The organism is Rhodococcus oxybenzonivorans (assembly GCF_003130705.1).
Lineage (GTDB): Bacteria > Actinomycetota > Actinomycetes > Mycobacteriales > Mycobacteriaceae > Rhodococcus_F > Rhodococcus_F oxybenzonivorans.
This window is the reverse complement of sequence record NZ_CP021354.1, coordinates 69,912-92,574: the sequence shown is the minus strand read 5'-3', so window position 1 is coordinate 92,574 and position 22,663 is coordinate 69,912. Positions and strand designations below refer to the sequence as shown.

The following is a 22,663-nucleotide window of genomic DNA, read 5'->3' as shown; positions in this document are numbered from 1 at the left end:
AAGTCGTGATCAATGCTCATATTGAACTGATGTCGGGACATCCTCCACGCGCTCGATGAGCTGGTTGCCGTGCAATCCCCACACGCGTAGCGTATCCAATCGGATACATATGGCGATAGTTGCGGCTGGAAGGACGGAAACGCAGCATGAAAGGAGCAGCACTTCTCGAACGCGTTCGCAGGGCCGCCGGCCTGAGCCAGGACGAACTCGCCCGCCGCGCCCACACCTCACGACCGACCCTTTCGGCCTACGAAAACGGGCGCAAGTCGCCGTCCCTGGAAACGGCGTCACGACTCCTCAACGAAGCCGGCTACGACCTCGACGCCACCCCGCACATCACCTTCCATCCGGTCCCCGGGGCGCGCGGCCGGAACTACCTCGTCCCGGATCGTCTTCCACGCTTGCCTATTGAGCGAGCGATGGCGACAGTCGAGTTGCCCCTGGCCTTGAACTGGTCCGATCCCGGGCGCTCGTTTCGGCTGTCCGACCGGTCCGAGCGATCGCGGGTGTACGAGATCGTCCTGCGCGAAGGCACCCCCGACCACGTGCTGACCTACATCGACGGAGCACTACTGATCGACCTCTGGTCCGAGCTCGTCGTGCCTCGTGACCTGCGCATCGCCTGGACACCGGTGATCGAACAGATTCTCCCCACCCGATGAGCACAGCGGAGCTATCCCGGCACCACCGGACATCGTCGTGCTGACCGAGTTCCAGATCGAGGTTGCCCAGCTCTTCTTCACTCTGCCGGCCAGCAAGGGCTTCCTCCTGGCCGGCGGCGCAGCACTGATCGCCCAGCAACTGAGCACCCGCCCGACACAAGACCTCGATTTCTTCACCGGCCCCGACCGCGGCGACGTCACCAGGGCTCGTGACGAGTTCGAGCAGGCCGCCGACACCCGCGGCTGGCGAATCGATCGCATCCATGACGGGACCACGTTCTGTCGCTTACTCATCCACGGACCCGAACAACTCCTGGTCGACCTGGCGCTGGACTCCGCCCCGGGACTACCGGCAACCGCGAGTGTGGCGGGACCGACCTACGCGCCCGAAGAACTCGCCGGCCGCAAACTCATCGCCCTCTTCGACCGCGCCGAAGCCCGCGACTTCTCCGACATCTACGCACTCTCGGCCATCTACGACAAACAAACACTGCTGACGCGGGCAGCCGAGATCGACGCCGGGTTCGACCCACAGATACTCGCCACGATGTTCGACAGCCTCCAGCGATTCCCCGACCACGCGATCCCTACCGCCGCCGCCGAGATACCCCAACTTCGTGCCTTCTTCGCCGCCTGGGCACAACAACTCCGACACTGACCACGAAACCCGAGAACGCCCCTCGAATCTGCGAGGGGCGTTCACCGTACGCGGATGGGCGCGCAAGGCTGGGGCATTAGATGGCGCCCAGCGCCGCTTGGACCGGGCATACCGGCACGTATGGGCGTTATTCACCGACCAGTGCCGCCGCCGACATCCAGCCGGCACCGGCCGACCCGGTCACCCGTGGCCATGTTCCTCGCCGAAACCCGGTGCAGCCGCAGCGAACTCGTCCGCGCCGTACTCGAGGCCGCCCGTTCGGTGCGCGAGAACGGGCCGCCCACGCGGTCCCCGACCAAGTAGCGTCGCCTGCGTGGCCGACTCCGACTTCGAGTTTCTCCGTACGACCCGGGACCATTTCCCCCAGCTGCAGAAGTGGCTACGTGAACCCCACGTCGCGCGGTTCTGGAACCACGAGACATCGGACGCCGATATCGAGCGGGACTTCGGGGGAAGTATCGACGGCACCGAACCGTGTGAGGACTTCCTGGTTGTGCGCGGTGGCCGCCCTCTCGGGTTCATCCAGCGGTATCGACTCGCCGACTACCCGGAAGACGTCGCACTGCTCACCGCACACGTCGAGGTACCGGACGGGAGCTTGTCGATCGACTACTTCATCGGCGACCCGGAACACATCGGCCGCGGCTTAGGCACTGCCATGATCAGGGCTTTCGTGGACAAGTGCCGCGCGGACTCACCCGACGCGACAGCAATAATCGTTCCCGTCGTCGTACCGAATCGTGCGTCCTGGCGGGCATTGGAGAAGGCCGGTTTCCGCCGGGTCGGTGCGGGCTATCTCCCGCCCGACAACCCCATCGACGACGGGGCCCACTACATCAGCAGGCTCGATTTGCGCTCGGTATGAGGGCTGCGGCGACCGCGGAATGTCTTGCGGTAGGCCGACGGTGGGACACCGAGGACGGCGCCCATGTGCTGGCGCAAGGACGCCGTCGTCCCGAAACCGACCTCCCGGGCGATGACGTCGACGGACAGGTCGGTGGTCTCGAGGAGTTGCCGGGCGCGGTCGACCCGGCGGGTGATCAGCCAGCGGTTGGGGGTGGTGCCGACCTCTTCGCCGAACCGCCGGGTGAAGGTGCGAACGCTCATGTTCGAGTGCGCAGCCATCCGGGTCAGCGTCAACGATTCCCCGAGCCGCTCCAAAGCCCAGTTCCGGGTGGCCGCGGTGGACTCCGCACCGGCAGCCGGAATCGGCCTCTCGATGTACTGCGCCTGGCCGCCGTCGCGCCACGGCGGGACGACGCATCGGCGCGCCACCTGGTTGGCCAGGTCGGAGCCGTGGTCGCGGCGCACGATGTGGAGGCAGAGGTCGAGTCCGGCGGCAACGCCCGCCGAGGTGAGGATCTGTCCCTCGTCGACGAACAGGACGTCGGGATCGACCCGGACCTGCGGGTACGTCCGTTGGAAGTGCTCGGTGTTGCGCCAGTGGGTGGTGGCGCGCAGACCGTCGAGGAGACCCGCCGCGGCGAGGATGTAGGAGCCGGTGCAGATGGAGACGTACCGCGTGCCGGGCCGGACGAACGCGAGTGCCGCCTCGATATTCGGCGGCAGATGGCCGTCGTCGTAGGCGGGGCCGAGTTCGTACGACGCGGGGATCACGACCGTGTCGGCCTCGGCCAGCAGCTCTGGCCCGTGATCGACGGATATCGAGAAGTCGGCGTCCGACCGCACCGGTCGGCCGTCGGCCGTGCACGTCTGTACCTCGTACAGCGAATTGCCATCCGTGTCGTGCGCCCGGCCGAAGACGCGCGAGGGGATGCCGAGTTCGAATGGGATCACACCGTCCAAGGCGAGCACTACCACCCGATGACGTTCGACCATGGCCAGATTCTTTCACATGTTGGCATTCCGGCAACTTTTCCGGCGGGACGCCGTCCCGCAGACTTACCGTCGTGACGTCCGACATCGCGCCACCGGCACCTCCGGCCCGAATAGCCCCGCCCCGCCTGCACTACGCCTGGCTGGTGGCGATGGTCGCTTTCCTCGCTCTGGTGGGGGCGGCAAGTTTCCGTGCTGCGCCGTCGATCCTCATCGACCCGTTGCACGAGGATTTCGGCTGGTCGCGGGCAAGCATCTCTTCGGCGGTGTCGATCAATCTGGTGCTGTACGGGTTGACGTCGCCGTTTGCCGCAGCGCTGATGGAGCGGTTCGGCATGCGCCGGGTGGTGGCGGCGGCGCTCGTCCTCGTGTCTACCGGGAGTGGGCTGACCATTTTCATGACCGCCACCTGGCAGCTGGTGCTGCTGTGGGGTGTGCTCGTCGGTTTAGGCACCGGTTCGATGGCGCTCGCGTTCGTCGCCACCGTGGTCGATCGCTGGTTCGTGGCGCGGCGCGGTCTGGTCACGGGCATTCTCACCGCCGGCAGCGCGGCGGGACAGCTGGTGTTCCTGCCGATCCTCGCCGTGCTCGCCGAGCGATACAACTGGCAGACGGTGGCACTGACGGTGTCGTTCGCGGCCCTCGCCGTCGTCCCGCTGGTGCTGGTGTTTCTCCGCAACCGGCCATCGGATGTCGGTACGGTGCCGTACGGCGCCGGGCCCGACTACCTCGCGGAACCACCCGCACCGACCGGACGCGGTGGCGCTGCGGGCCGGGCCGTCACCGTGTTGCTCTCCGCAGCCCGCACTCGGGTCTTCTGGCTGTTGGCGGGCACCTTCGCGATCTGTGGTGCAAGCACCAATGGTCTGGTCGGCACCCATTTCGTGCCCGCCGCACACGATCACGGCATGCCGACCACCGCGGCGGCGAGCCTGCTCGCCGTCATCGGAATCTTCGACGTCGTCGGGACCATCGCGTCGGGGTGGTTCACCGACCGGTTCGATTCGCGCAAGCTGCTCGGCATCTATTACCTGTTGCGCGGCATCTCTTTGATGCTGTTGCCAATCCTCTTCGCGGGCACCGTTCACCCGCCGATGATCGCGTTCGTCATCTTCTACGGCCTCGACTGGGTGGCCACGGTGCCCCCGACAGTTGCTCTCTGCCGCAAACACTTCGGCGCCGATGCGCCGATCGTGTTCGGCTGGGTGCTGGCCTCGCACCAAATCGGGGCCGGCATCGTCGCGTTTCTGGCAGGTTTGGTGCGCGACGAGTTCGGTCGATACGACGCCGCGTTCTACGTGGCCGGGGGTCTGTGTGCGATCGCCGCTGTCATGTCGCTGGCCATCGTCGCGAAGGCGCCGCGCGCGATCGCCTGAGGTCACGGTTGCGCGGCCTGGGCGAATCCGCCTCCTCGATGCCGCCTCGCTTCCTAAGATCCATGTATGGCAGCTCAACGCGCATCGGACGAGGTCGTCGACCAGTCCAAGATCGAGAATCGGGCCCCGTCGGTGGCCGCAATGTTCATCAATCGGGTAGCCACATCGCCGAGTCACGAGGCGTTCCGCTACATCCGACCCGGGAATGGCGACGAGTGGGTGAGCGTCACCTGGTCCGAGGCCGGTGATCGTGTGCGCAACCTCGCCGCCGGCCTGATCTCGCTCGGGGTGCAGGCCGAGCAGCGCGTGGCGCTGGCTTCCGCCACCCGCTACGAATGGGTGCTGGCCGACCTCGCGGTGATGTGCGCCGGCGCCGCCACCACCACGGTGTATCCCACGACGACCGCTCCCGATGTGGCCTACATCGTCGCCAACTCGGGGAGCCGTGTCGTCATCGCCGAGGACGACACGCAGCTGGCGAAGCTGCGGGACAATCGCACTGAGCTCACGGATGTCGAGAAGGTCGTTTTGATCGACGGCACACCCGGCGAAGGCGACGACTGGGTGATCACGTTCGAGCAGTTACACGACCTCGGCGCCGAATTGCTGGCCGAGAAGCCGGATGCGGTGAACGAGCGGATCGATGCGATCAAGCCGGATGATCTGGCCACCCTCATCTACACGTCCGGGACCACCGGAAAGCCGAAAGGCGTGCGTCTTCCGCATTCGGCGTGGACGTATGTGGCGGCCGCGATCGACTCCACCGGTCTGCTCGATCCCGACGACCTGCAGTATCTGTGGCTACCCCTCTCGCACGTCTTCGGGAAGGTGCTGCTCGTCCTGCCACTGCAGATCGGCTTCGCCACCGCGGTCGACGGACGGGTCGACAAAATCGTCGAGAATCTTGCGGTCGTGCGCCCGACCTTCATGGGCGCTGCCCCCCGGATCTTCGAAAAGGCCTATGCCCGGATCGTCTCCACCGTCCATGAAGAGGGCGGTGTGAAAGCGAAGATCTTCGACTGGGCAATCGGGGTCGGACTCGCGGTGTCCAGGGCCAAACAGGCAGGAAAGAGCCCATCCCTTCTCGAGTCGGTGCAGCATGCACTCGCAGACCGGTTGGTGTACAGCACGATTCGCGAGCGGTTCGGTGGACGCCTGAAATTCTTCATCTCCGGATCCGCTGCGCTCAATCGTGATGTCGCCCAATGGTTCGACGCCGTCGGTATCAAGGTTCTCGAAGGTTACGGACTGAGCGAGACCAGCGCGGCATCCTTCGTCAACCGGCCGTCGGCCTACCGCTTCGGAACTGTCGGCTGGGCTATCCCCGGAACCGAGACGAAGATCGGCGAAGACGGTGAAATTCTGATCAAGGGCCCCGGCGTGATGAGCGGCTATCACGAGAACCCGGAGGCGACTGCGGAGGCGTTGACCGAGGACGGCTGGTTCCGCACCGGTGACATCGGTGAGATCGACGAAGACGGCTACCTGCGGATCACCGACCGCAAGAAGGACATGTTCAAGACGTCCAACGGCAAGTACGTGGCACCCTCCGCGGTGGCCTCCACCTTCAAGGGGATCTGCCCCTACGTCGGCGAGCTGATCGTCGACGGCGAGGGCAAGTCGTACTGTGTCGCGCTCATCTCCCTCGACGCCGAGGCCATCGGCGAGTGGGCGAAACATCACGGTATGGGCGACAAGTCGTTCTCCGAGATCGCGCAGGCCCAGGAGACACGCAACCTGATCGGCGGCTATGTCGAAGAGCTCAACGGCGGACTCAACCGGTGGGAGCAGATCAAGAAGTTCCGGATTCTCGATCGCGAACTGACCGTCGAGAACGGCGAAATCACGCCGAGCATGAAACTCAAGCGCAAGGTTGTGATGAACAACTTCTCCGACGAACTCCAGGATCTCTACAGCTGACTTGACCCTCACGCGACGTCAGGCCCCACGGTAGAGACGTGAGCGAGAAACACACGGTAGGCGTCGTCGCCAAGCTGGTCGGAGTGAGTGTGCGCACGCTGCATCACTACGACGAGATCGGCCTGGTGACGCCGTCGGACCGCACACCCAGCGGGTACCGCAGCTACTCGGATGCAGACGTCGAACGTCTTCACCGCGTCCTGACGTACCGGGCGCTGGGGTTCCCTCTCGAGGAGATCGCAGCCCTTCTCGACGACCCGGACGTGGATGCCCTCGCGCATCTGCGGCGACAGCACGAACTGCTGAGCGAACGGATCGATCGCTTACACGAGATGGCTGCCGCCGTGGAGAAGATGATGGAGGCGAAAAGTATGGGCATTCAGCTCACCCCGGAAGAGCAGAACGAAATTTTCGGTGCCGACTGGCCGGGCGAAGAATATGCCGCAGAGGCCGAGGAACGATGGGGCGACAACGACGCATGGAAGCAATCACAGCAGCGCACGGCCAAGTACGACAAGAACGACTGGCAGCGCATCAAGGCCGAGGGCGACGCTCTCGAGGCGAAGCTCGCCGAAGCGATGGCGGAGGGCGTCGAACCCGGCTCGGATCGTGCGAACGCCCTGGCGGAGGAACACCGCGCCGGAATCGCGAAGTTCTACGACTGTGACCACCCGATGCAGGTGAATCTCGCCGAGATGTACGTCGCGGACGATCGTTTTCGCCAGCATTACGACGACATCGCGCCCGGGTTGGCGCAGTTCGTTCGCGACATCATCGTCGCGAACGCCGAGCAGCAATGACGGGATGGGGTGCGTTTCACGCACCCTAGGGCATCTAGTTCCGAATGCGATTGGAGGCCAATCTAAATGGGCCCCACAACCCGACCCCGGAGGTATCGCATGCCCCACTTGAAGATCCGTACCGCAGTTGCCGTCGCCGCGGCGGCACTCGCTGTCACAGCTGCGGCGGCAGGACCTGCCTTCGCGGCCGGCCCCGTGTCCCAGGCAAGCCCCGCCCACACCTTGCCGATTGCCCCGCAACCACAGCCGCAGCCGAAGCCGGACTGTCCGCAGGTAGTCAGGGCTGCCGTGCCGCTCGCCAGCTCCGCACCGAACACCGGCACGGGTCCCACGATGCCGAAGCCCTGCCCCGGTCGTCCCGGGGGCGGAACAGGTGGCGGAACGGGAACCGGCGGTGGGACTGGCGGCGGGACAGGCGGAGGTGGTGGGCCCAAGTAACTCGCGCAGCTGACGGACCGAACGGAGCGAACTCGACGGCACACTGCCGTCGAGTTCGCTTCCGCATGTCGGCACTATTCTGAAACCCATGGCCGATCCGCAGCGTCCCAGTCCCAGCCAGTACGTCGGGTATCTGTTCGGTCGCACACTTCCGGACTCCATGCAGGAATGGGTCCGCAACGACCTCGTGGGTCCCGGTGCCTCCGTGCGGTACGTCCTTCGGTTCATGCTTCCCGTCGTCGCAGTACTGTTGCTGTTCCTTCTCATACCCGGTCCGATCTGGGTCCCCTTGGCCATGATGGCGCTGCTCTTGCTCCCGCTGTTGTACTTCGCGGTCGCGTTGATGAACATCTACCGTCGGCACCGTCTTCTCAGTCACGGACTCGACCCCGACCTCCTCACGGCGAAGGCTCAGCGCCGGGCCGACCGCACCCGAGAGGACTATGAAAAGCGCCATGGCCGTGGGGTGGAGTGACGCAGCACACGTGAGCGATCGATAAGTAGTGCGTTAAAGTGGCGACGTCCGAGTGGTAGCCCCACGAGCCGCGCACCCCTGAGGGTGACCGCAGGTTCCGACAGCCTCGACGGGAAGCAGTTCTAGATGACAGTCACAGATTCGGCGGTCACGCCCGATATTCACACGACCGCGGGAAAGCTCGCCGACCTGCGTAATCGTCAGGTCGAGGCGCAGCACCCCAGCGGTGAAGCAGCGGTCGAGAAGGTCCACGCGAAGGGCAAGCTCACCGCCCGCGAACGCATCACCGCATTGTTGGACGACGGCAGCTTCGTCGAACTCGACGCCCTCGCCCGCCACCGCAGCGTGAACTTCGGCCTCGCCGACAACCGCCCCGTCGGCGACGGCGTCGTCACCGGCTACGGCACCATCGACGGCCGCGACGTGTGCGTCTTCTCCCAGGACGCCACCGTCTTCGGCGGCTCCCTCGGCGAAATCTACGGCGAAAAAATCGTCAAGGTCATGGACCTCGCCCTCAAGACCGGCCGCCCCCTGATCGGCATCAACGAAGGCGCCGGCGCCCGCATCCAGGAAGGCGTCGTCTCCCTCGGGTTGTACGGCGAAATCTTCCACCGCAACGTCCAGGCCTCCGGCGTGATCCCCCAGATCTCGCTGATCATGGGCCCCGCCGCCGGCGGCCACGTCTACTCCCCCGCCCTCACCGACTTCGTCGTGATGGTCGATAAAACCTCCCAGATGTTCGTCACCGGCCCCGACGTGATCAAAACCGTCACCGGCGAAGACGTCACCATGGAAGATTTGGGCGGCGCGCACACCCACATGGTCAAATCCGGCGTCGCCCACTACGTCGCCTCCGGCGAACAAGACGCATTGGACTACGTCAAGGACCTGCTGTCCTACCTACCCAGCAACAACCAGGCCGCCGCCCCCCGCACCCAGCCCACCGACCCGATCCCGGCGCCATCGAAGACTTCCTCACCGACGAGGACCTCGAACTCGACACCCTGATCCCGGACTCGGCGAACCAACCGTACGACATGCACGAGGTGATCCGCCGGATCCTCGACGACGACGAATTCCTCGAGGTCCAGGCCGAACGCGCCGGCAACATCGTCGTCGGCTTCGGCCGCGTCGACGGCCGCTCCGTCGGGATCGTCGCGAACCAGCCCACCGTCTTCGCCGGCTGCCTCGACATCGACGCCTCCGAAAAAGCCGCCCGCTTCGTGCGCACCTGCGACGCGTTCAACGTCCCGATCATCACCCTCGTCGACGTCCCGGGCTTTCTGCCCGGCACCGACCAGGAGTTCAACGGCATCATCCGCCGCGGCGCGAAACTGCTCTACGCCTACGGTGAGGCCACCGTCGGGAAGATCACCGTGATCACCCGCAAGGCCTACGGCGGCGCCTACGACGTGATGGGCTCCAAACACATGGGCGCCGACGTCAACCTCGCCTGGCCCACCGCCCAGATCGCCGTCATGGGCGCCTCCGGCGCCGTCGGCTTCGTCTACCGCAAACGCCTCCTCGAGGCCGCGAAGAACGGCGACGACGTCGACGCACTGCGCCTGCAACTGCAACGCGAATACGAAGACACCCTCGTCAACCCCTACGTCGCCGCCGAACGCGGCTACGTCGACGCCGTCATCCCGCCCTCCCACACCCGCGGACAGATCGTGGCCGCCCTGCGCCTCCTCGAACGCAAAATGGTCACCCTCCCGCCCAAGAAGCATGGGAACATCCCGCTATGAGCGGCGGCGAATCATTCGGCACGATGACGGCCGAGCTTGTGGTCGACGAGGTGTTCGACGAGATCGCGTCGGGAGTCGCGATGACCGAACAGGCACCGGCGGCGCCGGTCGTGACGTTCCGGGGGAACCCGAGCGATACGGACATCGCCGCGGTGCTGGCGGTCTTCGCGGCACTCGCCTCGGCGGGCTCCACGGCGGACGCTCCCGTTTCCGACGAAGACCCGTGGGGCACACCAGCTCTCATCCTGCGCCGACAGGTGGCCGCCGCCGCGGTACTGGTCAATGCAGGCTACTGACACTTGCAGAAAAGGGAAGACATTTCGATGAGTAGTGCACGTATTTCCAAGGTGCTCGTCGCGAACCGCGGTGAGATTGCAGTGCGGGTGATCCGGGCCGCCGCCGATGCCGGGTACACCAGTGTCGCGGTCTACGCCGAACCCGACGCCGATGCCCCGTTCGTGCGCCTGGCCGACGAAGCATTCGCGTTGGGTGGGCAGACCTCCGCCGAATCGTATCTGGTGTTCGACAAAATCCTCGACGCCGCCGCCAAGTCCGGCGCCGACGCCATCCACCCCGGCTACGGCTTCCTCTCCGAGAACGCCGACTTCGCCCAGGCCGTGATCGACGCCGGCCTGATCTGGATCGGCCCCTCCCCGCAATCGATCCGCGACCTCGGCGACAAGGTCACCGCCCGCCACATCGCCGAAAAGGCGAAGGCCCCGATGGCCGCCGGCACCAAGGACCCGGTCAAGAACGCCGACGAGGTCGTCGCGTTCGCCAAGGAATACGGGGTTCCGGTCGCGATCAAGGCCGCGTTCGGCGGCGGCGGCCGCGGGATGAAGGTCGCGCACACCATCGAGGAAATCCCCGAACTGTTCGACTCCGCCACCCGCGAGGCCGTCGCCGCGTTCGGCCGCGGTGAATGCTTCGTCGAACAATATCTGGACAAGGCCCGCCACGTCGAAGCCCAGGTCATCGCCGACCAGCACGGCAACGTCATCGTCGCCGGCACCCGCGACTGCTCCCTGCAACGCCGCTTCCAGAAACTCGTCGAGGAGGCCCCCGCCCCCTTCCTCACCGACGACCAACGCAACCGGATCCACACCTCCGCCAAGGCCATCTGCAAAGAGGCCGGCTACTACGGCGCCGGCACCGTCGAATACCTGGTCCAGGGCGACACCGTCTCCTTCCTCGAGGTCAACACCCGCCTGCAGGTCGAACACCCCGTCACCGAGGAAACCGCCGGCATCGACCTGGTACTGCAACAGTTCAAGATCGCCAACGGCGAGAAACTCGACATCCTCGAGGACCCCACCCCCCGCGGGCACGCCTTCGAGTTCCGGATCAACGGTGAGGACGCCGGCCGCGGGTTCCTGCCCGCCCCCGGCCCGGTCACCAAGTTCGTCCCGCCCACCGGCCCCGGGGTGCGGATGGACTCCGGCGTGGAAACCGGATCGGTGATCGGCGGCCAGTTCGACTCGATGCTCGCCAAACTCATCGTCACCGGCGCCACCCGCGACGAGGCCCTCGCCCGCGCCCGCCGCGCCCTCGCCGAATTCCAGGTCGAGGGGCTGGCCACGGTCATCCCGTTCCACCGGGCCATCGTCTCCGATCCCGCCTTCATCGGTGACGGCACCTCATTCGACGTCTACACCAAGTGGATCGAAACCGAGTGGAACAACCAGATCGAACCGTTCACCGGCGGCCAACCGGTCGACGAGGACGACTCACTGCCCCGGCAGAACGTGGTCGTCGAGGTCGGCGGCCGCCGCGTCGAGGTGTCCCTGCCCGGCCAGTTCAGCCTCGGCGCCCCCACCACCGGCGGTAACGGTGCCGTCCGGAAGAAGCCGAAGGCCCGCACCCGCGGCGGCGCCGGCGGGGGTGCCGCGTCCGGTGACGCCGTCACCGCCCCGATGCAGGGCACCGTCGTCAAGGTCGCCGTCGAGGAAGGCCAGGAAGTCGCCGAGGGCGACCTCATCGCCGTCCTCGAGGCCATGAAGATGGAAAACCCGGTCAACGCCCACAAGGCCGGCATCGTCACCGGACTGACCGTCGAACCCGGCGCCGCCATCACCCAAGGCACCGTCCTCGCCGAGCTGAAATAGCTTGTGAGTACTTCTCAACCGCCCGTTGTTGAGAAGTACTCACGGGTGGCGGCCGTGGACAGCGGCCGCCACCCCGGTACAAGGTCGCGAAAGCGGACACCTTCCCCGAACGCACCCTCTGCAGCGCACTCTGGGTATGGGGAGCGCGGATACCGCCTCACGTTCAAGAGTTTTCGGGTGCGGTGGTCCGGAAACTCCTGCGGTCGAACTGTTCTCGAACACGCGGTGAAGATCCATCGACTCACCCCTTCCCTGCCGTAACGTGACTGCGGTCTGAGACGCCGTTGACAGGAAGGGATCGTGCATGAACTTCTCGCGAGCGACCATGACCATTGCCGCGTTGGCCGGTGCGGCCGCGGTGGGGCTGGCTCCCACAGCAACCGCAGCCACCGCATACCAGATCAACGTTCTGCCCCCGATCGGTACCGTTTACGCCAACAACCTCGTGACGCTCGGCGTACTCGTGATGCCGACACCGACCGGCGAAGACGGCACCACACCGGTCCTTCTCGAACTCACGGAACCGGACGGTGACGTGACGACCCGGACCCTTCCTCTCACACTCGGTGGCGCCACGGTTGCAACCCGCGTCCATGAGGCCGGCCGATACGTCGCCGAGTTCACCTACGACCCACCCAACAGCGACGAACCGGCCACCACTACAACAGAATTCGACGTCGTCGAGGGACCGAGTCTGGGTTCGTAGACCGGATTCGCGCCGAAGCCAGGCGCACCGCCCGTCACACTTCGGCGGTGCGCCTGCGCTTCGGTTTGGCGGGGGCCACCGTGGATCCGACGGTCTTCATGGCGATCTCTACATACTTGCGGGCCACGGCGTCCGGGGTCAGCTTGCCTTCGGCGTGGTACCAACGCGGGATCGACTGGCACATCCCGAGCAGCGCCCGCGTGGTCTCCGCGGCATCGGCGACGTCGAAGAGCTCCCGCTTCCTGCCTTCCTTGACGATCTCGAGGACCAGTTCTTCGACACCCTTGCGGACCGTGCTGTACCGCTGCCGGTTCTCCGGGCTCAGGTAGCGCACCTCGCTTTCGAGCGCCGCCAGACGGGATCGCATGGTCATCCGCAGCACGATTGCCTCGATGACATTCGCGAGTCGCTGAACGGGGTCGTCGCCGCCGTCGGCACTGGCCGCGTGCGCCCGTTCCAAAACGTCGCTGGTGGACAGCTCCAGGAGAGCGAGGAGAACGGCTTCCTTGTTTTCGTGGTGGTAGTAGAGAGCGGGTACCGTGACACCGACTCGGCGGGCGATGTCGCGTACCGAGGTGCCGTGGAAGCCGTGTTCGTAGAATGCGTCGAGGGAGGCGCTGAGGATCGGCGTCAACTTCGTGGGTTCGAGGCGGCGCCAGTCTGCTGCATTGCCGACCACGGTGGGCGTCGAACCCTTGGATGAGCTGACCATGATGACCTATCTACCGCTCGCTATGCCAGGACGCGTCAAGTGTAGCTGTTGCGGTACTACGCCAAGGGCTGCAGCGAGGGAGCCCGGTGGTGCCTGCCACGGCAATGGTCACGGCACGCGCTCGCCGCAGAGTCGTCCCACTATCCTGACGCCTATGACTGAACCCGTGGCAACCGCAGACCTGGCAGACGAGATCGGCCCCGACATCCGGAGCTGCGACACGCAGTTCCTCCAGTTCGGTGGGCGCGACGTGTTCTCGGGACCGATCACCACGATCAAGTGCTTCCAGGACAACCTGCTGGTCAAGCAGACGCTCAGCGAGCCCGGCAACGGTGGAGTGCTGGTCGTCGACGGCGGCGCCAGCATCCATACGGCACTGGTCGGAGACATCATCGCCGGCCGCGGCGTCGACAACGGCTGGGCCGGGGTGATCGTCAACGGTGCGGTTCGCGACTCGGCGATCCTGAAGACGCTCGACATCGGCGTGAAGGCGCTGGGCACTAATCCCCGCAAGAGCACGCAGACCGGATCCGGCGAGAAGAACGTTCCCCTCGAAATCGGCGGAGTGACCTTCAACCCCGGCGAGACGGTGTACAGCGATCAGGACGGTGTCGTCGTTCGCTGACCGGCCGCTGGTCGCGCGAGTGACCGGCCCTGACGTAGAGACCCATCCCCGAGGAGGCGTTGATGTCGGACGACATTCGTACCAAGGTCGCGGAGCTGATGCCCACGGCCCGGAACGAACTGGCGGCGCTCGTCGCCGTGCGTTCGGTGGCCGATCCACGGCAATTCCCGCCCGAGGAGTGCCGCCGCGCGGCCGAATGGGTGAGAGACGCGTTTCTCGGGGCCGGGGTGGGGTCCGTCGATCTCCTGGAGACATCCGACGGATCCCTCGCCGTGGTGGGCCACGAGCCGGCGCCTCCGGGCGCACCCACCGTCCTGCTGTACTGCCACTACGATGTTCAGCCGCCCGGCGACGAGACACTTTGGCACAGCGAGCCGTTCACACTGACCGAACGTGACGGCCGCTGGTACGGGCGCGGCGCCGCGGACTGCAAGGGCAACCTCGTCATGCACCTACTGGCGCTGCGGGCACTCGGCACCCCCTTCCCGGTCGGGATCCGCATCGTCGCCGAAGGTTCCGAGGAAATGGGCACCGGCGGGCTGGAGAATCTCGTCGAAGCGCGGCCGGAGTTGTTCGACGCCGACATGATCCTCATCGGCGACACCGGCAATTCCGAAGCCGGAAATCCCACCGTCACCACCACCCTGCGCGGAATAGCGAACGTCGTCGTGCACGTGGAAACCCTGGCCGGTGAAGTCCATTCGGGGATGTTCGGTGGTCCCGCCCCCGACGCGGTGGCTGCGCTCGTCCAGATGCTGTCGACGCTGCGCGACCGGGACGGGAACACGGTGGTCGACGGCCTCGCATCGGACCAGACCTGGACAGGAGTGGACTACCCCGCCGAGCGGTTCCGTGCCGACGCCGGCGTCTTGGACGGGGTCGGGCTCGCCGGCACGGGCTCGGTCGCCGACGCGGTGTGGGCGAGACCCGCGCTGACCGTGCTCGGCATCGACTGCCCACCGGTGGTCGGATCGGCTGCAGCCGTCGCGCCCCGGGCTTCGGCCCGGCTGAACCTGCGAGTGCCGCCCGGAATGGATCCCCTGGTAGCGCAGGACGCCCTGGTCAAGCACCTCGAGAACGCCGCGCCGTGGGGTGCGCGAGTGACGGTGGAACGTGAAGCTGTGGGCTCGCCGTTCCGGGCAACGACCGACGGCCCCGGCTACGCCGCCCTCGGCAAGGCGATGGAAGAAGCCTTCGGCAAGCCGATGGGATCCGTCGGGCAAGGCGGCTCGATCCCCTTGTGCAACGTCTTGGCCGACATAGTCCCGAACGCCGAGATCGCCCTCATCGGGGTCGAGGAACCGCGCAGCCGGATCCACGCGCCCGACGAGAGCGTCGATCCCGGCGAGATCGAGAAACTCGCCGTCGCCGAAGCGACGTTCCTGCAGCGGTTCGCGGCCGACACCGCCCGGCGTCAGGCCTGAGAACTCACCTGCGCCGTCATCCCCCCGATCGCGACGACGTCACCGTCACGAAGCTGCCGCCCGCGGCGGACCTCGACTTCGCCGTTCACCGACACCAGACCGTCAGCGATCACCTCTTTGGCCTCGGCCCCCGACTCGATGAGGTTGGCGAGCTTGAGGAACTGGCCCAGACGAATGGATTCGTCGCGGATCGGCACGGCTTCATGAATGTCGGACATGCCTCTATCTTCCCTCTTCACCACGAACAGCGGTCCGACGCATCACACTAGGACACAGCACACCTGTCCGCAGTGATCAGTACGCATCTCGTGCCGGGAAGGAACGCTCGATGTCAGCTAGCACCGAGACCACGTCCGAGGTTGTCCCCGCCCCACCGCGGGCCCGTCCCGCCCCGGGTTCCGCGAACCGCCGCCTGCATCAGGTTCCGCACGTCGCGGGACTGATTCTGGGTGTCTTCTCGGTGCTGGTGTTCCTGTGGAGTCTTTCGCCGGTATTGCGCTACTACGTGCACGTGCCGCGCGAGTACGTAGACAGCTACTACTTCGATGCTCCCGACACGAGCCTGTCCTGGGCCCTGGTGGTGGGTTTGCTCGCCGCCGCGCTCGCCAGCCGCAAACGCATCGCCTGGTGGTTGCTCACGCTGTACCTGAGCCTGTTCATGGTGGCGAACATCGTGGTCGCGATCACCGACCGCAACTGGAACGCCGGAGTCGCGGCCGCCGTGCAACTCGCAGTGATCGGGATTCTGGTCGCTGCCCGTTCGGAGTTCTACACCCGCGTCCGCCGCGGCGCCGGGTGGAAAGCCCTGGGCGTCCTGGTCGTCGGCCTGACCGTGGGCACACTCGTCGGGTGGGGGCTGGTCGAACTCTTCCCCGGCACCCTCCCACCCGGGGAACGCTTCCTGTGGTCCCTCAACCGGGTGACCGCGCTCGCCGCCGTCGACAACGAGCAGTTCACCGGCAGGCCACACGGTTTCGTCAACACCCTTCTCGGCTTGTTCGGGGCCGCCGCCCTGCTGGCCGCCGTGGTGACCTTGTTCCGCGCCCAGCGCTCCCACAACGCCCTCACCGGAAACGACGAGTCGGCGCTGCGCGGACTGCTGCTTCAGTACAGCGCCGACGACTCCCTCGGTTACTTCGCCACACGCCGCGACAAGGCGGTGGTGTTCGCTCCCAGCGGCAAAGCGGCGATCACCTATCGGGTGGAAATCGGTGTCTGTCTCGCCAGCGGCGACCCCATCGGCGACCCCGAGGCCTGGCCCCATGCGATCGAGGCGTGGCAGGCCCTCGCGTCCCGATACGGGTGGGCCACCGCCGTCATGGGAGCGGGCGAAACCGGCGCGACCGCCTACGCCAAGGCCGGTCTCACCGTGCTGCAACTCGGCGACGAGGCCATTCTCCGCACCCGCGAGTTCAACCTCAGCGGGCGCGACATGCGGCAGGTACGCCAGGCCGTCACCCGCGTGCGGCGCCAAGGCGTCACGGTGCGGATTCGCAGGCACCGAGACGTTCCCGCCGAGGAGATGGCCGAAACGATCCGGCTCGCCGACGCCTGGCGCGACACCGAAACCGAACGCGGCTTCTCCATGGCCCTCGGACGGCTCGGTGACCGCCTCGACGGTGACTGCCTTCTGGTGCAGGCCATCGATGCGGACGACGACATCGTCGGGATCCTGTCCCTCGTACCGTGGGGTCCGTCCGGAGTCTCGCTCGACCTGATGCGTCGCAAACCCACCTCTCCCAACGGAGTCGTGGAGTTGATGGTGACCGAACTGGCCACCAACTCCGACCAATTCGGCATCACCAAGGTGTCCCTGAACTTCGCCGTGTTCCGGTCGGTGTTCGAGGAGGGATCACGCATCGGTGCCGGGCCGATCCTGCGGATCTGGCGGTCGATCCTCGTCTTCTTCTCCCGGTGGTGGCAGCTCGAGGCCCTCTACCGTTCCAACGTGAAGTACCAACCCGAATGGGTCCCGCGCTACCTGTGCTTCGAGGACAACCGGGAATTGCTGCGCGTCGGATTCGCGTCGGCGATCGCCGAGGGCTTCGTCACCTTGCCGAGATTCGGGCGTTCGACAGCGGGCGACGCCGTCAAGCACACCGGAACTCACGCGGCCGTGCCCGCAGGTCTGGTCGCCGCCGAGGGGTTGCACGCGGACGGCAGCGCCCCCGGTGACGGTAGTCCGGCGGCGAGTCTGGGACCGAAACGCCCCGAACAGGTTCGGGTCCGGCTCGACAAGTTGGCGACACTCGCGCAGGAGGGAATCGACCCCTACCCGGTCGCGTATCCACCCACTCATACGGTGGCCGCCGCGGCGGAATCCCCCGAAGGAACGACCGTCCGCATCGCCGGTCGCGTACTCCGCCTGCGGGACTACGGCGGTGTGGTGTTCGCGTCGGTCCGGGACTGGTCCGGAGACATCCAGGTCCTCGTCGACGAAGCCCGGGTGGGGACCGAACGCATCCGGGCGTTCGCCGCCGAATTCGACCTCGGCGACCTCGTCGAGGTTGCCGGTGTCATCGGCTACAGCCGCCGGGGAGCGCTGTCGGTACTGGCGAACGAATGGCGGATGACCGGTAAATGCCTGCACCCGCTTCCCGACAAGTGGAAAGGTCTGTCTGACCCGGAAACCCGGGTGCGCCAGCGATACGTGGACCTGATGATCAACACCGACGCCCGGCGGCTTCTCGAGGCCCGCAGCGCCGTCGTGAAGTCGTTGCGTGATTCGCTGGGTGAGCGTGGCTTCCTGGAGGTGGAGACACCGATCCTGCAGCAGGTACACGGCGGCGCCAACGCGGCGCCCTTCCTCACGCACATCAACGCCTACAACCTGGACCTGTACCTGCGGATCGCCCCGGAGCTCTACCTCAAGCGGCTCTGCGTCGCCGGGATGGAGAAGGTCTTCGAAATCGGCCGGGTCTTCCGCAACGAGGGTGTCGACTTCAAGCACAATCCCGAATTCACCATCCTCGAGGCATACGAGGCGCACAGCGACTACGAAAAGATGATGGTGCTGTGCCGTCAGCTCATCCAAACGGCGGCGATCGCGGCCCACGGACGGGAAGTCATCATGCGCCCGGGACCCGACGGCACCATGGTGGAGATCGACATCTCCGGGGAATGGCCCGTGAAGACGATGCATCAGGCCGTGGCCGAGAAACTCGGGGTCGATGTTTCGCCCGAGACACCGCTCGTGGATCTGCAACGGCTGTGCGACGATCACGACATTCCGTACCAGTCGACATGGGACGCCGGGGCCGTGGCCCAGGAGATGTACGAGCACCTGGTGGAGGACTACACCGAGTTCCCCACCTTCTACACCAACTTCCCGACGTCGATGTCGCCGCTCACGCGCCCGCATCCCACCATTCCCGGAGTCGCGGCCAAGTGGGACCTGGTGGCGTGGGGCGTCGAACTCGGTACCGCGTACAGCGAACTCACCGACCCGGTCGACCAGCGGAACCGCCTCACCGAGCAGTCGATGCTCGCCGCCGGCGGCGACGAGGAGGCGATGGAACTCGATGAAGACTTCCTGCAGTCGCTCGAACACGCCATGCCCCCGACCGGAGGACTCGGCGTGGGCGTCGACCGCGTGGTCATGCTGATCACCGGCGGCAGTATCCGGGAGACCCTCGCCTTTCCGTTGGCCAAACCGAAGCAGTGACCTCCCGTGGCCGCGTTGCTGTGGCCGCCCTGTTGATCGTCGGAGCGGTGGCCTACTCGTCGTGGCTGCTGGAGTTCGTCGTGGACACCGAGATCGACCCGCTGCGCGGTTTCGCGAGCGAACTCGCGGCCACCGACCAGCGTTACGGTGCCCTGTTCCGTACGGGCGACCTGGTGGCGGGTTGCACCGTCGCGGTCGCGGGCGTCCTCGGACTGTGGCGGTACTCGGAAGGGTGGGCGACCGCGATCGGGTGGTTCGCGTTGTGCGTGTTCGGGGTCGCCACCGCCCTCGATTCGCGGATGCCGATGAGCTGTGCGGTCACCTCGGATCCCCTCTGCGCTGCCCGCGAGGATTCGGGTCAGTTGCCGCTGTCGCATGAACTGCATGCCGTCACCAGTACGTCTGCGTCGACGGGCGGTGTGGTGTCGGCGCTCACTTTCGCGCTGGCGGCCTGTCTCTACGGTTGGCCACGCTGGTTGACGCTGACCGGGGCGGCAGTTTCAGCGGTGGTCGTCGTGGGCACCGCCTGGACCTTGGCAGCGGCCGCGATTCGCGGCGAGCACGACGTGTGGCTGGGACTGGGCCAGCGTGTGCAGCTGCTCGCTTTCAGCGGGTGGCTGATCTTCGTATCACTCAGCGTGCTTCACGTCACCGGCGAAAATGATGGTTCCACGTGAAACGTCCTGGGGAAATGGTCGCGGGAGTGCACGTCGTCGTCGATGGTGCCGGACCCCCCGTCGTGCTCTACGGCGGTCTCGGCGGCAACTGGTTCGACTGGGATGACGTCGCCGCACTGCTTGCCGATTCTTGCCTCGTCATACGGATCGATCGACCCGGGTACGGGCTCAGCCCCGCCTCATCCACACCACCCACGGCCCGCGGTGAAGCGGAAAGGATCGTCGCGGTACTCGACGCGCTCGGCTGTACTGCACCGGCCGTCGTGGTGGGGCACTCGCTCGGCGGTATCTACGCCGAGGCCTTCGCTCGGCTGTTTCCCCAGCGCACGGGCGGTGTGATGCTGCTCGACGCGACCATCACTCTGCGACCCCACCGCGTCATTCCGACCCGTTGGCGGGTGGCAACCGGCCGGTGGGTGGCCCGCGCGTCGAGCCGGCTCGGGCTGCAGCGACTGCTGGGCCCGACCGTTCGAGCAGTGCTGAACCAGTCGACGCCGCCGGGTGGAATAACGTACGAGACTCGGCAGTGGGTGGCCCGCATCTACCGCGAGCCCGCGTATCTGGAGTCGTCGGTGGTCGAGAACGCGTCGTATCCGGCCCTCGCCGAGGAGATTGCCGCCCTACGCGCCGCCGTCACGATGCCCGTCCCCATACTCGTGGCCGCCGCACACACCGGTCATCGGACCCCGTGGGGGTGGGAGTGGGTTCGGCGCCAACGACAGTTCGCCGAGCGTCTCGGCGCCGCCTTCCGCGTCGTGCAACCCGCCCGTCACCACGCCATGATCGATCAACCCGGCCAGGTCGCGGCACTGATCCGGGAACTGGCAAGCTGATCGTCGTGCAACTGCTATTGATCCGACATGCGCTACCGGAGCTCGTGACCACGTCCGAGGGACGAGCCGATCCTGCCCTGACCGAGGACGGGCAGGCTCAGGCCAAGCGACTGCCTGCCGCATTGGGTCCCTACCGCATCGCCCGGATCGTGAGCAGCCCGCAGCGCCGCGCCCTGGAGACGGCCGCGCCACTCGCCGAGGCGCTCAACCTTCGCGTCACTCAGGACCAGGGGCTGGCTGAGTACGACTACGACCTCGACCACTACATCCCGTTCCACGAAGCCGAGGCGCGGGCGCCCGAAGCGTACGCCCGCATCCGCGCGGGCGAGCTTCCCGCGGGGATCGACGCCGACGCCTTCCGCACACGGGTGTTCGATGCGCTCGGCCGGGTCGTCCAGGAGTCCGACCACCGCGACACCGTCGCGATATTCGCCCACGGCGGCGTCATCAACGTGTACCTGCAGGAGCTGCTAGGCCTCGACCGTCCCCTCGTGTTCCCCATCGAGTACGTCTCGGTCACCCGCGTCCTCGTCTCGCGCAGCGGCGAGCGACGGGTGGCCTCGGTGAACGAGACCGGTCACGTCCGGGACATGCTGCGGCGTTAGTTGCGACGTGTGAGGCTCGGCCACCGGGCGTTCGGCGACTAGAGACCCGGAATTCGCGGTAGCTCGGGTAGCGGGGCCGGCGGCGGGAGAACAGGCAGCTGAAGCTGCGGTAGGCCGGGGATGAGCGGCGGTGGGGACGGGGCCGGTGCCGGCTCGTTCCTGCTCACATCGGTTTGCGTCCCGCTGTCGGGCCGCGCGGCGGTCGGGGGCTGCACATACGGGGTATAGGCCTCGGTTCGGGCAACGCCCGTCGTAGGCGCCTCTGCTTCGGTATCCACCTGCGGCGGCACGGGCGACGGAAGGTCGGCGGCCGTGGCCGACGTCGTTGCGGGTGGTGTCGCGTTCTCGATGACTGGGGCCGGAGCTTCCGGCTCGGTCGGGTCCGGCTGCGGATCCTTTTCCGACCCCTCCAAGACGTCGCCACCCACCCCGAGGACGAGCCCGAGGGCCGCTACCGCCGCGAGGGCCCCACCGGCGAGGACGGCGCCGCGGCGGCGGGATTTCGGGGGCTCGGGCATTGCGACCGACTCGGCGGGTGCCTGCTGGGCCAACAGGGCGGCACCTTCGGCCGCCACCAGTTCTGGCTGCTCCGGAACGATCACCGGAATTTTCAGCCACGACTCCATCACCGAGGTGACGAGCGGAATGTAGGCGCCACCACCGATGAGGACCGCGGCGTCGGGCATACGCCCGGACCGGTGGATCACGTCGCGAGTGATCCGAGCGGAAGTCTCTACCGGTCCCTGGATGAGCGACTCGAAGGTGTCCTGCGACAGCAGCAGCAGCCCCCCGTCACCAGGCACGCACACCGCGCCTGTGCTGGAGAGCTGCTCCTTCGCGAGGCGACACCGGGCGTCGAGTTCGAGAGCGGCAGCTTGGTCGGCGGGCTGCGCGATCTTCTGCAGTTCGAGTTGCTGGTCGCGAATCAGGCGGTCGACGAGGTCACCGCTGATCTCGTCCGTGCGGGCACTGTCGAGGACCGTCCCGGTGGAGCGCTCGACGACGGTAATGGTGAGTCCGGAACTGCCGAGGTCGTAGAACACCAGCGTCGAATGGTTTTCGAGGTCACCCGACATTTCGAGCATCTCGAGTGCGGCGGTCACTTCAGGCACGAGATGGACGTTGCCGATGTGTTCGCGGGCCAAGGCGGCCTCGACGGCGTCGGCCTGGGCCTCGTCCTGGTAGGCCACGCCGATGGCCTGTACCTCGCCCAGGTCTTCGCCGTCTCCCAGGGCAGTTCCGATGGATTCGGCAGCCACGTCCTCTGGCCGTTCGAGGGTTGCGGCTACCGCCGTCGAGCGGAAGATCGGCCCGGTCGCGTCAACCGAGTCGGCTGCGTCACGGCACGCGACGCGCACAGCGCTGGCACCGACCGACACACCCAGAACCGAAGTCATGA

20 protein-coding genes and 1 pseudogene are annotated in these 22,663 nt (G+C 66.5%); 17 read left to right on the top strand and 4 right to left on the bottom strand.

Annotated features, from left to right (window positions below; genetic code table 11):
- The first annotated feature begins 146 nt into the window (after positions 1-146).
- The 3 genes from CBI38_RS00435 (at position 147) to CBI38_RS00425 (ending at position 2,185) form a co-directional block, all read left to right on the top strand.
- On the top strand, positions 147-662 hold the full coding sequence (locus tag CBI38_RS00435) for a helix-turn-helix transcriptional regulator (RefSeq protein ID WP_109325488.1): 516 nt from the start codon (positions 147-149) through the stop codon (positions 660-662).
- A 37-nt stretch (positions 663-699) separates the two neighbouring features.
- Positions 700-1,320, top strand: a complete 621-nt coding sequence (locus CBI38_RS00430; protein WP_204164852.1) for a nucleotidyl transferase AbiEii/AbiGii toxin family protein — start codon at positions 700-702, stop codon at positions 1,318-1,320.
- Positions 1,321-1,633: 313 nt separating this feature from the next.
- Positions 1,634-2,185, top strand: a complete 552-nt coding sequence (locus CBI38_RS00425) for a GNAT family N-acetyltransferase (RefSeq protein WP_109325485.1) — start codon at positions 1,634-1,636, stop codon at positions 2,183-2,185.
- On the opposite strand, the gene CBI38_RS00420 is transcribed toward CBI38_RS00425, so the two are convergent.
- Positions 2,152-3,159: a GlxA family transcriptional regulator gene (locus CBI38_RS00420; protein WP_109325483.1), complete on the bottom strand. Its 1,008-nt coding sequence runs from the start codon at positions 3,157-3,159 to the stop codon at positions 2,152-2,154. The two genes, CBI38_RS00425 and CBI38_RS00420, sit on opposite strands and share 34 nt — an antisense overlap.
- A 71-nt stretch (positions 3,160-3,230) precedes the next feature.
- Between CBI38_RS00420 and CBI38_RS00415 the strand changes: the two genes are divergently transcribed.
- From CBI38_RS00415 to CBI38_RS00380, 8 genes and pseudogenes are all read left to right on the top strand, one after another.
- Positions 3,231-4,532, top strand: a complete 1,302-nt coding sequence (locus CBI38_RS00415; RefSeq protein ID WP_109325481.1) for an MFS transporter — start codon at positions 3,231-3,233, stop codon at positions 4,530-4,532.
- A 66-nt stretch (positions 4,533-4,598) separates the two neighbouring features.
- A complete protein-coding gene (locus tag CBI38_RS00410; protein ID WP_109325475.1) occupies positions 4,599-6,452 on the top strand; it encodes an AMP-dependent synthetase/ligase in 1,854 nt (617 codons plus the stop codon).
- A 38-nt stretch (positions 6,453-6,490) separates the two neighbouring features.
- Positions 6,491-7,252, top strand: a complete 762-nt coding sequence (locus CBI38_RS00405) for a MerR family transcriptional regulator (RefSeq protein WP_109325473.1) — start codon at positions 6,491-6,493, stop codon at positions 7,250-7,252.
- Between the two features lie 526 nt (positions 7,253-7,778).
- The gene (locus CBI38_RS00400) at positions 7,779-8,165 is read left to right on the top strand and encodes a DUF5313 family protein (RefSeq protein ID WP_109325471.1); all 387 of its coding nucleotides are present in this window, start codon (positions 7,779-7,781) and stop codon (positions 8,163-8,165) included.
- Positions 8,166-8,291: 126 nt separating this feature from the next.
- Positions 8,292-9,913: pseudogene (locus CBI38_RS00395) on the top strand (acyl-CoA carboxylase subunit beta).
- A complete protein-coding gene (locus tag CBI38_RS00390) occupies positions 9,910-10,209 on the top strand; it encodes an acyl-CoA carboxylase epsilon subunit (protein WP_109325469.1) in 300 nt (99 codons plus the stop codon). Before CBI38_RS00395 ends, CBI38_RS00390 begins: the two are co-directional and overlap by 4 nt.
- A 27-nt stretch (positions 10,210-10,236) precedes the next feature.
- The gene (locus CBI38_RS00385) at positions 10,237-12,018 is read left to right on the top strand and encodes an acetyl/propionyl/methylcrotonyl-CoA carboxylase subunit alpha (RefSeq protein ID WP_109325467.1); all 1,782 of its coding nucleotides are present in this window, start codon (positions 10,237-10,239) and stop codon (positions 12,016-12,018) included.
- Positions 12,019-12,322: 304 nt separating this feature from the next.
- Entirely contained in the window at positions 12,323-12,724 is a 402-nt protein-coding gene (locus tag CBI38_RS00380; protein ID WP_109325465.1) for a hypothetical protein, read from the top strand.
- Positions 12,725-12,758: 34 nt separating this feature from the next.
- Here the strand turns inward: CBI38_RS00380 and CBI38_RS00375 are convergent, their stop codons facing one another.
- Entirely contained in the window at positions 12,759-13,436 is a 678-nt protein-coding gene (locus CBI38_RS00375; RefSeq protein ID WP_109325461.1) for a TetR/AcrR family transcriptional regulator, read from the bottom strand.
- Between the two features lie 154 nt (positions 13,437-13,590).
- Between CBI38_RS00375 and rraA the strand changes: the two genes are divergently transcribed.
- Both rraA and CBI38_RS00365 read left to right on the top strand, forming a co-directional pair.
- Positions 13,591-14,061 carry a ribonuclease E activity regulator RraA gene (gene rraA / locus CBI38_RS00370; protein ID WP_109325459.1) on the top strand — a complete coding sequence of 157 codons (471 nt, stop codon included), beginning with the start codon at positions 13,591-13,593 and terminating at the stop codon, positions 14,059-14,061.
- A 62-nt stretch (positions 14,062-14,123) separates the two neighbouring features.
- Positions 14,124-15,485, top strand: coding sequence for a dipeptidase (locus CBI38_RS00365; protein WP_109325457.1), 1,362 nt, complete (start codon positions 14,124-14,126; stop codon positions 15,483-15,485).
- On the opposite strand, the gene CBI38_RS00360 is transcribed toward CBI38_RS00365, so the two are convergent.
- Positions 15,476-15,703, bottom strand: a complete 228-nt coding sequence (locus tag CBI38_RS00360) for an RNA-binding S4 domain-containing protein (protein WP_109325455.1) — start codon at positions 15,701-15,703, stop codon at positions 15,476-15,478. The two genes, CBI38_RS00365 and CBI38_RS00360, sit on opposite strands and share 10 nt — an antisense overlap.
- Before the next feature lie 110 nt (positions 15,704-15,813).
- Between CBI38_RS00360 and lysX the strand changes: the two genes are divergently transcribed.
- From lysX to CBI38_RS00340, 4 genes are read left to right on the top strand one after another with little or no spacing between them, the layout of a single operon-like run.
- Entirely contained in the window at positions 15,814-19,149 is a 3,336-nt protein-coding gene (gene lysX, locus CBI38_RS00355; RefSeq protein WP_109325453.1) for a bifunctional lysylphosphatidylglycerol synthetase/lysine--tRNA ligase LysX, read from the top strand.
- Positions 19,146-19,826 (top strand): DUF998 domain-containing protein, encoded by a 681-nt coding sequence (locus CBI38_RS00350; protein ID WP_109325451.1) that lies wholly within the window; start codon positions 19,146-19,148, stop codon positions 19,824-19,826. Before lysX ends, CBI38_RS00350 begins: the two co-directional genes overlap by 4 nt.
- A complete protein-coding gene (locus CBI38_RS00345; protein WP_230990030.1) occupies positions 19,823-20,659 on the top strand; it encodes an alpha/beta fold hydrolase in 837 nt (278 codons plus the stop codon). The genes CBI38_RS00350 and CBI38_RS00345 overlap by 4 nt, the downstream gene beginning before the upstream one ends.
- Before the next feature lie 5 nt (positions 20,660-20,664).
- Positions 20,665-21,264 carry a histidine phosphatase family protein gene (locus CBI38_RS00340; protein WP_109325447.1) on the top strand — a complete coding sequence of 200 codons (600 nt, stop codon included), beginning with the start codon at positions 20,665-20,667 and terminating at the stop codon, positions 21,262-21,264.
- Positions 21,265-21,302: 38 nt separating this feature from the next.
- Here the strand turns inward: CBI38_RS00340 and CBI38_RS00335 are convergent, their stop codons facing one another.
- Positions 21,303-22,661: a DUF7159 family protein gene (locus CBI38_RS00335; RefSeq protein WP_109325445.1), complete on the bottom strand. Its 1,359-nt coding sequence runs from the start codon at positions 22,659-22,661 to the stop codon at positions 21,303-21,305.
- Positions 22,662-22,663 lie beyond the last annotated feature (2 nt).

Excerpts from the sequence above, each read along its gene's own strand:
- CBI38_RS00435 (WP_109325488.1), top strand. The coding sequence starts at position 147 with ATGAAAGGAGCAGCACTTCTCGAACGCGTTCGCAGGGCCGCCGGCCTG.
- CBI38_RS00420 (WP_109325483.1), bottom strand. The coding sequence starts at position 3,159 with ATGGTCGAACGTCATCGGGTGGTAGTGCTCGCCTTGGACGGTGTGATC.
- CBI38_RS00410 (WP_109325475.1), top strand. The coding sequence starts at position 4,599 with ATGGCAGCTCAACGCGCATCGGACGAGGTCGTCGACCAGTCCAAGATC.
- CBI38_RS00400 (WP_109325471.1), top strand. The coding sequence starts at position 7,779 with ATGGCCGATCCGCAGCGTCCCAGTCCCAGCCAGTACGTCGGGTATCTG.
- CBI38_RS00390 (WP_109325469.1), top strand. The coding sequence starts at position 9,910 with ATGAGCGGCGGCGAATCATTCGGCACGATGACGGCCGAGCTTGTGGTC.
- CBI38_RS00385 (WP_109325467.1), top strand. The coding sequence starts at position 10,237 with ATGAGTAGTGCACGTATTTCCAAGGTGCTCGTCGCGAACCGCGGTGAG.
- CBI38_RS00380 (WP_109325465.1), top strand. The coding sequence starts at position 12,323 with ATGAACTTCTCGCGAGCGACCATGACCATTGCCGCGTTGGCCGGTGCG.
- CBI38_RS00375 (WP_109325461.1), bottom strand. The coding sequence starts at position 13,436 with ATGGTCAGCTCATCCAAGGGTTCGACGCCCACCGTGGTCGGCAATGCA.
- rraA (WP_109325459.1), top strand. The coding sequence starts at position 13,591 with ATGACTGAACCCGTGGCAACCGCAGACCTGGCAGACGAGATCGGCCCC.
- CBI38_RS00365 (WP_109325457.1), top strand. The coding sequence starts at position 14,124 with ATGTCGGACGACATTCGTACCAAGGTCGCGGAGCTGATGCCCACGGCC.
- CBI38_RS00360 (WP_109325455.1), bottom strand. The coding sequence starts at position 15,703 with ATGTCCGACATTCATGAAGCCGTGCCGATCCGCGACGAATCCATTCGT.
- lysX (WP_109325453.1), top strand. The coding sequence starts at position 15,814 with ATGTCAGCTAGCACCGAGACCACGTCCGAGGTTGTCCCCGCCCCACCG.
- CBI38_RS00335 (WP_109325445.1), bottom strand. The coding sequence starts at position 22,661 with ATGACTTCGGTTCTGGGTGTGTCGGTCGGTGCCAGCGCTGTGCGCGTC.